At 33.4% G+C, this 12,382-nt stretch carries 12 protein-coding genes and 1 pseudogene; 8 read left to right on the top strand and 5 right to left on the bottom strand.

All coding sequences use genetic code 11. The features are described from left to right. The first annotated feature begins 2 nt into the window (after positions 1-2). A complete protein-coding gene (locus tag MKX65_RS25900) occupies positions 3-374 on the top strand; it encodes an ATP-binding protein (RefSeq protein ID WP_340906762.1) in 372 nt (123 codons plus the stop codon). Between the two features lie 61 nt (positions 375-435). Here the strand turns inward: MKX65_RS25900 and MKX65_RS25895 are convergent, their stop codons facing one another. Genes MKX65_RS25895 through MKX65_RS25885 form a run of 3 tightly spaced genes read right to left on the bottom strand, consistent with a single transcriptional unit; the run spans position 436 to position 3,662 of the window. Then, positions 436-1,458 carry a site-specific integrase gene (locus MKX65_RS25895; protein ID WP_251520838.1) on the bottom strand — a complete coding sequence of 341 codons (1,023 nt, stop codon included), beginning with the start codon at positions 1,456-1,458 and terminating at the stop codon, positions 436-438. Then, positions 1,445-2,428: a tyrosine-type recombinase/integrase gene (locus MKX65_RS25890; RefSeq protein WP_251520841.1), complete on the bottom strand. Its 984-nt coding sequence runs from the start codon at positions 2,426-2,428 to the stop codon at positions 1,445-1,447. Before MKX65_RS25890 ends, MKX65_RS25895 begins: the two co-directional genes overlap by 14 nt. Further along, positions 2,421-3,662, bottom strand: a complete 1,242-nt coding sequence (locus MKX65_RS25885; protein WP_251520844.1) for a site-specific integrase — start codon at positions 3,660-3,662, stop codon at positions 2,421-2,423. Before MKX65_RS25885 ends, MKX65_RS25890 begins: the two co-directional genes overlap by 8 nt. A gap of 148 nt (positions 3,663-3,810) precedes the next feature. Between MKX65_RS25885 and MKX65_RS25880 the strand changes: the two are divergent. Then, positions 3,811-4,242: pseudogene (locus MKX65_RS25880) on the top strand (ATP-binding protein); the annotation flags it as partial. A gap of 360 nt (positions 4,243-4,602) precedes the next feature. Beyond that, positions 4,603-5,505, top strand: coding sequence for a DUF2268 domain-containing protein (locus tag MKX65_RS25875; RefSeq protein ID WP_025911946.1), 903 nt, complete (start codon positions 4,603-4,605; stop codon positions 5,503-5,505). Positions 5,506-5,693: 188 nt separating this feature from the next. On the opposite strand, the gene MKX65_RS25870 is transcribed toward MKX65_RS25875, so the two are convergent. Continuing rightward, complete coding sequence (locus MKX65_RS25870) at positions 5,694-6,143, bottom strand: AraC family transcriptional regulator (RefSeq protein WP_025911945.1); 450 nt, start codon at positions 6,141-6,143, stop codon at positions 5,694-5,696. A 362-nt stretch (positions 6,144-6,505) separates the two neighbouring features. Here MKX65_RS25870 and MKX65_RS27225 point away from each other — a divergent pair, with 362 nt between their 5' ends. After that, complete coding sequence (locus MKX65_RS27225; RefSeq protein WP_082804596.1) at positions 6,506-7,711, top strand: ABC transporter permease; 1,206 nt, start codon at positions 6,506-6,508, stop codon at positions 7,709-7,711. A gap of 579 nt (positions 7,712-8,290) precedes the next feature. On the opposite strand, the gene pdxR is transcribed toward MKX65_RS27225, so the two are convergent. Then, on the bottom strand, positions 8,291-9,691 hold the full coding sequence (gene pdxR, locus MKX65_RS25865) for a MocR-like pyridoxine biosynthesis transcription factor PdxR (RefSeq protein ID WP_061794359.1): 1,401 nt from the start codon (positions 9,689-9,691) through the stop codon (positions 8,291-8,293). A gap of 162 nt (positions 9,692-9,853) precedes the next feature. Here pdxR and MKX65_RS25860 point away from each other — a divergent pair, with 162 nt between their 5' ends. Genes MKX65_RS25860 through MKX65_RS25845 form a run of 4 tightly spaced genes read left to right on the top strand, consistent with a single transcriptional unit; the run spans position 9,854 to position 12,364 of the window. After that, positions 9,854-10,480: a hypothetical protein gene (locus MKX65_RS25860; protein WP_061794360.1), complete on the top strand. Its 627-nt coding sequence runs from the start codon at positions 9,854-9,856 to the stop codon at positions 10,478-10,480. Between the two features lie 40 nt (positions 10,481-10,520). Continuing rightward, positions 10,521-10,928 carry a DUF2000 domain-containing protein gene (locus MKX65_RS25855; protein WP_061794361.1) on the top strand — a complete coding sequence of 136 codons (408 nt, stop codon included), beginning with the start codon at positions 10,521-10,523 and terminating at the stop codon, positions 10,926-10,928. 14 nt (positions 10,929-10,942) lie between these two features. Beyond that, entirely contained in the window at positions 10,943-11,713 is a 771-nt protein-coding gene (locus MKX65_RS25850) for an SUMF1/EgtB/PvdO family nonheme iron enzyme (protein WP_197174533.1), read from the top strand. 12 nt (positions 11,714-11,725) lie between these two features. Then, positions 11,726-12,364 (top strand): molybdopterin-dependent oxidoreductase, encoded by a 639-nt coding sequence (locus MKX65_RS25845; RefSeq protein ID WP_235831252.1) that lies wholly within the window; start codon positions 11,726-11,728, stop codon positions 12,362-12,364. Positions 12,365-12,382 lie beyond the last annotated feature (18 nt).

Here is a 12,382-nt window from a genome sequence, read left to right as displayed (position 1 = left end):
CGATGAGCCAAATCCAACAATTACAAGACATAATGAAAGGGTTAAGACTCGTTGAAACTGCCAAGCATCTCCCCCATTTGATCAGAGAAGCTGAGCAAAAAGACCTTTCATTTACTCAATTCCTGTTAGATGTCACTTCTTATGAGCAAACTCGAAGAGAAGAAAAGCAACTAAACAACCGATTAAAGTGGGCAACTTTTCCTTTCAGCAAAACACTTGAGGAGTTTAATTTAAAAGAACAAAAGTCTTTAAGCAACAAACAACTAAATAGATTAAAAGATTTAACTTGGATAGAACAGCTGTACAATTTGATTTTATTAGGGCCACCAGGTGTAGGTAATTATCGAAAGTTTTTGTTTATGGAAAGATATTAGTAATTAGGCGTAACATTCGTAGCTGGCATAACAAATATCTTTCCATAATACTCCAAAATTCCTATCGACAAAATTCCTCCAGCCACTTTAATAAATCTGTATCCTCATCCCAAACAGGGGTATCTTGCTTCACAACCTCCATATATGCGGCTTCTAATGCATTTCTTTTTATTTCCGTATTTGCTCTTAAATATATATCAGTTGTAGTAACATTTACGTGTCCTAGTAAATCCCTTATATAAATTAGATTTACACCAGCCTCCAATAAATGCATAGCTTTTGTATGCCTGATCATGTGAGGATGAAGTCTGTCAGAGAACAGAACATCTGAATGATTTTCCTTAGCCTGTTTTAAATACTTTTCTAAAATGTATGTGATTCCAGGCCTTGTAAATGCGCGTCTATTGCTATTAAAGAAAAGTGGATAATCTTGTTTTCCATTTTCCAATAGTTTGTTTTCTTTCATGTAATTCTCCAACAGAACTCTTGTTTTATCCATAATAGGTACACTTCTTCGTTTATTTCCTTTGCCGGTTAAAGTAATTGTGGCTGGTTTCGTAAGTCTGACATCTCTTGTTTTTAAATCAATTAATTCTTGTACTCGTGCCCCTGTATCATATAGAGTAGCCATTAACGTTAAATCTCGACGCCCTTTTTTCTTGGTAGTATCAGGTTGTTCTAATATATACCTTAAAGATTCCTGTGAGAGGAATTCAACCGTCTTTATCTCCCTTTTTTTAAAGGGAATTCCTAATATTTTTTGACATTCAAATATATTTTCAGGGTGTTCTGACTGTGCATAACGGTAGAAACTATGGATTGCTGCTAGTCTTTGATTACGGGTGTTAATTCCGACGTTACGCGACTTTTCAAGCCAAAGGAGAAAGTCTCTAATTTTTTCTGCTTTAATTTTTTCAAAGGTAAGGTACTCTGGCCTGATTTTCAATTCTAAATTAAAATAAATTAGCACTTGTTTAAAGGTATCCCGATAGGACTTTATCGTATTAGTACTAACATTACGATGGCTAGGAAGGTAATCGGAAAGGAATCGTGTTAGTGTTCTGGCAAAATCAGTCTGTTTCACTGAACGATACCTCCGGTATTAAAGTTGAAAAATTCTGTTCAACTGATGCAATAATTTTTGGATATAAATCAGCAGTCAGTCTTAAGTAATGTTGTGTACCTCTTAAATCAACGTGTCCTAAAAATGCAGAAAGATAGGGAAGGAGATTCGTAATATCTTCTTCATCTAAGACCCATTTTTTCAAACAATGGACCGCAAAAGTGTGCCTAAAATCATGAAGTCTTGGTCCCTTTCCACTATGGGATATTCCAGCCTTCCACAATATCTCTCTAAATAGGTTATATATAGTACTTTCCTTATAATGTCCTCCGTAAGGGGATTGGAATAAATAAGTATCACTGGACTTTAGGTTATGAGTTTCTTTTACATACAAACGACAACGCTTCGTCAATGAATCTGTCATTGGAACATTTCGTTCTTTTCCAAATTTCGTATCCCGAATGAATAAAGTCCCATTACCCAAATCAACATCTTTTAGTTTTAAATTCAATGCTTCTGAAATCCGGAGGCCACAACCATATAACATACGGAACAGAAAAGGTAAGGTCAGATGTCTGTTGGGAGAAACATCTGAAAAAGGATAAATGTCGCATGTGGTAAAAATGTTCTTCAACTCTATTTCAGAAAAAATGTAAGGAACATAAGAATATCTATCAATCGAAATAGTTGCAGCTGGAAAAATGTATGCCTGATACCCAAGACGAACCATATATTTAGCGAGCCCTCGTATGATAGAGATTCTTCCATTTCTAGTACTGACAGTCTCATTTGGCCTTTTTTCTGTCCAAAGAAATACTAATTCTTTCGAAAGTTTTATATCTATTAAGTTTTCATTGGCAGCCAATGTGTCAAATTGTTTCAAAAGAGAAGATCCTTTTTTGTACTTATAGCCAACAGATCTCTTTTCCTCAATGTATCCATCAATCAATGGACCAAGAATACTTTGAAACACTACAGATTTCTTAGACATTCTTAAGCACCTCCTCTGGATCAATGGCACATTTCCTTAACCCATCCATTCCTGTATGCAGATAGACATTGGTAGATTTAGAATTAAAATGTCCTAGGATCTCAGAGATTACTGGTAATGGGGTTCCCTGCTCAAGCAAAGTACTCGCAAGAGTATGACGAAGCGAATGTAACCCTTGCCGTTTACCATCAGGAACAGTAATTCCAGAAAGTCTGGTATATTTTGTAATGATATTATGAAGATTAGCGTCTCTTCCAAATGCCTCAAAGGGTGCATTCATCCGAATAAAAACGAATGGAGAGTTACTAATAGGACGCCCATTTTTTAGGTAATCAATTAATGCCCAACCTATATCATTTAATATTGGATATGACACGATATTCTTTGTTTTATTTTGTCTTATTTCTATATTTTTTGATTGCCAGTTTAAATCTGATAACTTCAAGGATTTGATGTCACCAACCCTAATACCAAGTTTGGCAACCAGAAGCAGAATCGCATAATCTCTCTTTCCGGTTGGGTTCCCTCTATCAATACTATTCAACATACGAATAACATCATCTTTATTCCAGACAGAAGGAACAGGTGGATAATAATATTTACTCTGTTTAGGAACTTTTAAAGACAAATCTTCATCCGTATATTGGTTAAAATAGAGAAATCTTAAATAAACCCTAAGGGCTGTTAAGATAGATGCAATACTTTTTTCATGATACTTATAAATTGTTTTTACATAATCAGAAATTATATTTGCAGTAATATCATTCGATTTTTGAACATCTCTACTGTCAAGATAATCTATGAAAAAGAACAAACGTTGCATCCGTGTTCGTAGACCTCTTTTGGAGTACTCGTTATTTTCGCATTCCTTTTCATAGCCAGTAAGTTCTGATTCAAACTGTGGTGGTTTAACATATCCTGGCTTTTTTACAATCCTTCGGATAATCACACCATGAAGCTGATAATCGCCTAGAACTCTAATTCTTCTAATAGGACCTTTGAGTTCTTTAGGTATAGCTTCTTGATAATAGTTAACTGTACAATTGTATGTTTCCTTCAAAAAAGCCCTTCCTAACGCTTCTGAAAAATAGAACTCATCTCTTGCATTTGCAAATGAAATTACTCTTTTGTAAAAAGCACGATATCCACAAATAGTGTTATATGCATAATTTAGCCTTTCTAATTCAGATAAAACATTTGCAACTAATTCTTCAATGATTATTCGATTTTCCATATGGCACCTCCTAGATTTTAATAAATCTATTGTGAGGTGTTATGGAAAGAAATAAACGTATATTTCAATTCAAATAGGGCATATACACTTATTTCTTACCATAAACAAAAACTTTCCATAATTCCCCTTATGAAAAGCTTTGCATAAGGGCAAAACTCACCTGGCCGTAGGCCTAGGAATAGAGGCTATTAACCAAGGGTATAAAGCGATATTCACATCAATGGGAGATTTAATTCATAACCTGAAAACAGAAGAAATCACACGAAAGTCAAAAGCAAGAATGAAAAGAATTAGAGAGGCTGATTTAGTCATAATAGATGACTTAATGTTTATGGCAATGGATCAACAAGAAGCTAATATGTTCTTTCATTTAATTAATGACTTGTATAATCAGTCTTCCATTATCTTGACCTCTAATAAGGCACCAAAAGAATGGGGAGAATTATTGGGTGATCAAGCTATAACAACAGCAATTCTAGATAGGATTCTTCACCGAGTAGAAATCATTCATTTAAATGAAGATAGTTATCGTATGAAGCATCGTTCTACCATATTTGGGGAACAAAGTGTTTCAAAATAACGAGCAAAAATTGTTTCATTCTACTTGACGGTCACAACGCTCTATACGATACTATTCTAATTTAAATTTATTGAAAGCAAATAAGAATGACAACGGTCAATTGGTTTTATTCAAGTCAGACTTCGAAAAAATTGTGCAAATTCTCGCTGCAAAGATAACAGGTTATAAACTTAAAGATTTAATAGACCGACAACCTTCATTAAGTTGTATTAAAAATGACATGACTCAAATGATTACAGATCTAGAAAATATATTATTTCATTTGGACTTAACTGACTCCGAAGAAAATCTTATGAAGAATATAAAGTTGCTTCAAAATTACAATACTAGATATTTACGAAAGAAGTGATTGAAATGAGCATGAACTATAAATTAGTTAACACAATAGAACAATACGAAGAATTACTTGCAATTACGGATTTGGAAGAAAGAAGAAATTATTTTCGTTATACAATGATGACGCCATTTAAGGAAATGTGGAATTTAATAAACGTTCCTATAAAAGCAAAACAAGAAAATGGTTATGATGTTTTAATGGCTACGAAAATGCTAGGTTACGCAGACATTTCTAACGATAAACAAATTCAACAAGGACTATCTATCTTAAATGATAATAATGCCTTTGTGGTAGCAGAGAATACTATCAAAAACTGTATAGAAAAAGCTAATAAGGAAGGATTGAAAGTGAATGCCGATGAAATAAAATTTGGATTGTATGTTGCAGACCCCGACAAATTGAAGCTTCAGAAGGGATATACGGGGTTTGGAGGTATTCCCGGGTTTATTACTGTGAATATTTATCCAAATGATTACAATTTGCCTAAACTTCCTGCTGTTATTGCCCATGAGTTCCATCACAATATTCGTTTTTCTTATTTTGATTGGGATCATGGAAATGTAACAGTGGGAGATTATCTTGTCATAGAAGGTTTGGCGGATTCGTTTGCAAAAGAACTGTATGGAACAGAACAGCTAGGACCTTGGGTGACTAGTATGGACAAAGACGATTTAGAGTACTCAACTTATGTTATTGGAGAGGCTTTAAACATAAAAGGATTTGCCGAGGTAAGTAGCTATATGTTTGGTGATGAAATTGCCAAACAAGAAGGATATCAACCTGTAGGCCTTTCTTTTTGTTCTGGTTACGCAGTAGGTTATGAGGTTGTCCAGTCCTTTATGAAAAAGCAAAATAAAACGATATATGAAACAACGTTAATGTCTAGCGAAGAGATCATTAATGGATCTGGCTTATTTTCTTCCTGACGGGGCGAATATTTAGTTAATAAGAAGTAAAAATACACTAGTCATTTATCCATTTAATACAATAAGAGCATGCCTTAATGTAAATTTTTTTAAAACATGCTCTTTTGATCTTCTTAGCAACAACTGATGTTATTAAATAGATTTATATTTTCGTTTGTAAAATTCAGTAATTTTAGACACCCGGAAAGTCATGGTTTTATTGGGACACAAATTTCGCAATAATGGTTATTTACCATATCATAAGTGTATCTTTCCAAAATAGGCTTGTTATCAATTTGATATCCAGTACTTTGTACAGCTGTAAAAATTTCTGCATATGCTTTTTGGATATCTTCCGCAGTATGTTTGATTTCGTAAACAAGGTATTTACCACCAGAAATTTCACCTTCATAAATTGAATCATCCATTTGATAATCATTTGAAAGCACAATACAAGCATCATATCGACAGTTTTCAGGTAGTGTTGTCTCAGGGTTATCTTGCGGGACTGCAAAAATGATTGACGATTCAAAAAGATTTTTTTCTTTAGCCCATTTTTTTAACTTCTCCATTACTTCAATATTTGCAGAACCATATGAGCCAACTCGTCGTACATAAGCGATGCGATAGTTTGGAAGTGTTTCGACTTTAAATTTCATAGATTCTCTCTTCCCTTCTTCATTTATATTTGTTTGGTACATTTTGAATGTAGCATGCTTTAAAATTATTTACATTTGAATTTTTAAAATATTATTGTCCAGAAAATCACGAGTTTTGTAACATGTATCTAGCTTGTAAAATATTAACATGTTATCATTTTGATTAAAGGGCGCTTTTTAATTTTGTTCTGCAATCTGGGCCTTAAAGGAATAACATTTCTAAATTAAAATGGATATTTATGTTAATTTTTGTGTAAGTTGTGAAACAATGTACTCAAACTTACCGGTGCAATTGTACAACAAGAAAAATTAGCTAATTGAATTATACATATAGTGCCATTAGGATATTATTCAATGAAAGTATGGGTGTATTAATGGATATAAAAACATTATGGGGGTTAAGGGTTCAGGAATTTTATAGAAAGATGTTCAGATACTATTCAATAATTGGTGCGAATGTTGTTTATTTTTTTCTGATTATTAGTAGTATCTTTATTTATTATTTTAATTTATTTCTTCAGTGGATACCTCCTCAAATATCTGTTGAAGTAATCTTATCACTATTTGTAACCTTCATTTTAATGCAGACAAAAGTTCGTACATTTATTAAAAGGGCAGATATAGTCTTTTTGTTGCCATTAGAATGGAAATTAAAGTCGTATTTTATTAAATCACTTGTATATAGTTTTGTTATTGATTTTATTAAATCGCTTAGTTTGATTACCATTTTATTATCCCTATTTTTACACAAAACTAATATAAGTCTTCCAGTCTTCTTTTTAATAGTGGGGATTGTTTCTTATAACATTTTAATGAAGTGGACTGAACAATGGTTAAAGAACCATGTACAATTTGTGTTACATAGGTTAAATAGGTTTTTTTCAATATATTTAATGTGTTACTTTTTGTTTAAAAATGACTGGGTTTTTGAGCTTGTTTTAATGAGTATAAATTTCGTCTATTTAATTTATTTTATAGGAAAAAAAAGAAATCTGAATTGGCAGTGGCTAATAGTTGAAGAAGAAAGTGCCTTATTAAGAAACTTTAAATTTATTAATATTTTCATGGATGTTCCTAATCTTAAACGTTCTTTTCGGAATAGACGTTTGCTCACTATGATTCTGAAAAGGTGTATCCCATATAGTCAAAGTAGCACATTCGTATATTTATACTCACACTTGTTTGTAAGATATAATGATTACTTTTACCTTTATTTAAGACTAACTTTAATTGGCATATTTGTTAATTATGCTATACCAACAAGTGGTTGGATTTTTAATCTCCTAATTTTATTTATGACTGGATATCAAGTAATTCCTTTACAACATGAAATTAAACAAAGTGTATTACTTTACCCTATTTCTAAAACCCAGATAAATGATTCTTTCTTAAAGTTTGTCTTGGTTGTATTATATGCACAATTATTTATTCTATATTTCGCTATGTTCATTTATACTTCTACTGCTAAAATATACTATCTTGTAATTGGAAGTTTATTTGTTTATGTATTCGTGTATTTCTTTGTATCAAAGAGAGTCAATGTCTCAGGAAGTGCCTTAAAAGAATAGCGTGGTGTTCAACTAACAAGGGCTTTAGCAAAATAACTGAGGAACTATTTTGCAACTTTGAAGTTCTTCAATTTTCCGTAATCGGGTGCGTTTGTAAAGTAACAAAAAAGGTCTGATTTCCCAATTTTAATGCTGGGAAATCGGACCTTTTTATATTTATATATAGTGCAAAATAGCACTTAAAATGAGTGCGAAATAACTCCAAAAGTGACACCCTTTTGTCTACAAACTGAAACGCCATTGGGGCGTTTTTTATTTGTTTACTGATCATAAAGGGAAAGGAAATTTCCTGACTGATTAACAGTTTTTTTCGAGAAAAATAGTGAAAGCAATCCTACAATTAGAACACAAATACCGATAAAAAAGAGTTTGCTTCAATAAAAGTCCATAAGAATAAATAAATGCTAAAGACTAAGAAAAGCCATCCTATAATAGGATGTTCGAATATACTTTACGCATTAGATTCAATCTTTCTATCTAAATTTCTTTTTATTTCAAACTTTTATAAGTGAACATTATGGACATATTTTATTGACCGGTATTAAAGTCCAATAACCACATTCATATGGATATAAACTTTTAAATTAGAGCTTGTTTTAGTCTATTGATACCTTCTTTTATTTCCTCTATTGTTAAATTTCCATAACCTAAAATTATTTTATTTTGATGCATTTCCTTTTTAATGGTATGAAGTTCGACTGGATAAATATTAATTTTATGTCGTTCCATTATGCTTTTTACTTTTTGATCTGTAAACTCTATGTTTTTAAATTCAGCAATCAAATGCAGGCCTGTTGAATCCCCTAAAATTTTCACCTTATTACCAAACTCTTCTGTTAAACATTTTTTCACCTGATCCCGTCGTGCTTTATAAATTTTTTTCATTTTTCTAATATGGCGCTCCAAATGTCTTTCATCTATAAAGCGTGCAATAGTAAGTTGTTCTAATGAGGGGGTGTGAAGATCTGTGAACCATTTTAAATCTTTACATCGTTTTGTTAAAGAAGGCGGAAGAATTAAGTAACCTAATCTAAGCGCTGGTGACAATATCTTGCTAAAAGTTCCTATGTAAACCACTCTATCTGGATCAAGCCCTTGAAGTGAATTAATGGGAGCACCTTGATAACGAAATTCGCTGTCATAATCATCTTCTACAATATAGCAATTAGCTTTTCGAGCAAATTGAATAAGTTGAATCCGGCGTTGAATAGGCAAAGTCCCTCCAAGTGGAAACTGATGTGACGGTGTGACAAAAATAAAACTAGGTTTTTTATCTAGTGGAATTAAATCTGTTCTCATTCCTTGTTCATCCACAGGTATAGGATAGAGTGTTGAGCCTGGAGAAGTAAAAATTGTTTGAATTTCATGAGTAATAGGATCTTCAATCATTACTTCATCCCCAGGGGAAAGAAATAGATTAGCTATAAGAGATAAAGCTTGTGTTGCTCCGGAGGTAATAACTAATTGGTCTGGATGGCAATGAACCCCCCTTGTTCTTTTAAGGTAGCGAGAAAGGATATGACGTAGTTCAATTCTCCCTTCAGGATAGCCATAACCAAAAATGGAATGAGAAGTATCTGCACAAACTTGTTTAGAGATTTGTCCCCATGTATTCCTTGGAAACATATCTAAAGCAGGAAGACCTGAACGAAAATCAATAATGTCGTTTGTTTCCTCTTTTAATTGATGCATGTCAAAAAAAGATAAAAAATCTTTTTTCTCCTGTTGATCCAAGTATGCTCCTTCAGCAACATATGTTCCTGACCCTTGCCGTCCTTCTATATATCCTTCTGCTAATAATTGGTCATAAGCTTCTACTACAACATTTCGTGAAATACCTAGACTTGAGGCTAATTCACGGGAAGGTGGAAGACATTCCCCGGCTGAAAGTTCCCCATGTAATATACGCATACGAATTTGTTCGTAAACTTGTCTAATTAAAGGCATATCCATTGTTCGATCAATTGATATCCACAGCATACTCTTCACCCTTGCTTTCGTTTTCAAATTGGTCCTATAAAATTTTATAATAATTGGTCCTTATACCAACCATTTTACCATGCTAAATTATAAAAGGGGAAAGAAGTTACACATATTGGAAATATACAACGTAAATAATCAAATCGATACAGGTGGTGTGAAATGGCCGTAAAATCTCAGGTAAGAGAGCAAAATCATCGTTTATCAAATTGGAATGATAGGCTTTTTTCTTCTTTATTTTTCTTAGATCAACTTGAAATTGCTACTCTAGGTCCTTCTGGAACCAGCAGTGAAGCATCAGCTGAATATTTGCTATCATCACTAAAAGCAGAACATGGAAAATATTCGCTTTTCCCTTCTTATGAAGAAGCTTATGAAAGCTTGGTTTCGGGAGTATCTAATGTTCTTCTTGTAGCGAATGCTTACAAGGGAATAGATAAGTTTTACATGTCAAAGGATATCAAATTTTTGTTCCCATTTGTCTTTGAAACACCTTTATATGGAGTTGCAAAAAGACCATGTGAAGAATTGGATACGGGGCGTCCTTTGATTATTGCAACTCATCATGCACCTTCAAGTCTTCTTCCTTGGTTCTTAGCTGATTTTGACATGAACTATGAAGTGCTGCTTGTTAATTCAACAAGTGAAGCTGCGGTTAAATTGCAGAATGGTGATGTTGATCTTTGTTTAACGACTGAAAATGCCGTCAAAAAATATAATATCGAATTCATTTCGCCTACCCGAACTATTTTAATGTTATGGTCCGTTTTTGGCCGAAATCAACGATAGTATTAATTCAAACTTAACAAATGGAGGAATAATCGTGGAAATGAAATGTGTAATGGTTATTGATGCGGATTTACCAACAGGATTAATTGCAAATACTGCTGCGGTGTTAGCCCTTACTTTAGGAAAGAAAATAGATGGAATTATTGGGCCAACTGTAATAGATGGAAGTGGTCATTCTCATGTAGGGATAACTACCACTCCGATTCCTATTCTGAAGGGTGATTCTCTAAAGATTAAGGATTTAAGAGATAAGGTATATGCTGAAGAATTTTCCGATTTACTTGTTGTTGACTTTAGTAATGCTGCACAAACAACAAAAAATTATGAGGAATATACCCAAAAAATAGCGACATTCTCAGCAAATGATCTAGAGTATTTAGGATTAGCTTTATGTGGAGACAAGAAAAAGGTTAATAAACTAACTGGAAGTATGGGACTTCTAAGATAATGGGGGAATCTATGGTGAGTAATCAAGTGAAAAATCAGTTAGAAAATATGATAGTGATCCCAGGTGGGACGTTTCTCCGAGGGAGTAACGATTCACCAGATGAACAGCCAGTTAAGTTGGTTACTTTAAATGATTTTGCTATTGATAAAACACCAGTAACAAACCAACAATTTCGAGTGTTCGTAGAAGAAGGAGGATATGGAAATCCGGTCTTTTGGGCACCAAAAGGGTGGGATTATATCAATGATAACAATATAAAATACCCAAATTATTGGTATGACGATCACTTTAATCAAGATGATCATCCGGTAACAGGAGTCAGTTGGTGGGAGGCAATGGCCTTTGCTGAGTTTGCAGGAAAGACCTTACCGACTGAAGCACAATGGGAATACGCTTGTAAGGGTAAAGATCAAAGAAAATATCCATGGGGAAACGACGAACCTACTTTTGAGTATGCAAACTATGCCGTTGATTGCAATCCTGAAGAATTAAATCGTAGCTCGACATCTGTTTTTGCATTCCCTAAGAATAAATCTTTTTTCGGATGTTTAGATATGGCAGGGAATTTAGCAGAATGGTGTTTAGATAACGCTTCTCTTAATTACAAATGGGATGAAACAGGAATGAATCCATTATATCTTTCATCACAAGAAGATTATCACATTGTTAGAGGTGGATGCGGATTACATAATGAAGATTTTATGAGATGTACAGCAAGAGACAACTATCCTGTTTCAGTTAGAGATAATTTAATTGGTTTTCGTTGTGTTATCAATACTATTTAAGGAGAGAGAAATGTGAATTACCCAATGCTTAAGACTCCAAATTTAGACCGAAAGCCATCTTCGCTTCGGTATTATCAAGAAGGTCCACCTAAATCTATTGATTTAGATACTTGGCATCTATCTGTTACTGGATTGGTAGAAAAAGAATTAACTTTTACCTATCAAGATTTATTAGAAATGCAACAAGTAGAGGAAAGTAGAAGAATGGTTTGTGTCTGTAATTGGAGTATTCGCCGTCCATGGAAGGGAATTTTGTTATCCAGCGTTATAGAAATGGCTGGAGTAACTAATCCTGAAAAATACTATTTAAAGCAAACTAGTATAGGAACTAAGGAAAAAGGTGTATATGAATCAACTATTCCTTTAGGTGATGCTCTTTCCAGACGAGCATTGATTGTTCATACGGTTGATGGGGAACCTTTACCAATGGAACAAGGATATCCATTAAGATTATTCGATTTTGGGCTGTACGGATACAAAAATGTAAAAGGTTTAGCAAAATTGGAAGTAACAGAAGAATATCAAATTGGGGAATGGGAACGACGTGCGGGATACGATATCAATGGTATAGTTAGGCCTAAAAAATACTGGATTGCAGATTTGAAAAAATGGGGTTTTATAGAAAAACCAGGTGAAGTCACGGAATTTTAGTTTAATTGATGAAAAGGG

Origin of the sequence: Robertmurraya sp. FSL R5-0851 (genome assembly GCF_038002965.1) — a bacterium.
Taxonomy (GTDB): domain Bacteria; phylum Bacillota; class Bacilli; order Bacillales; family Cytobacillaceae; genus Robertmurraya_A; species Robertmurraya_A beringensis.
Note: the sequence above shows the minus strand (reverse complement) of the source record. Positions and strands in the feature narration are given on the sequence as shown.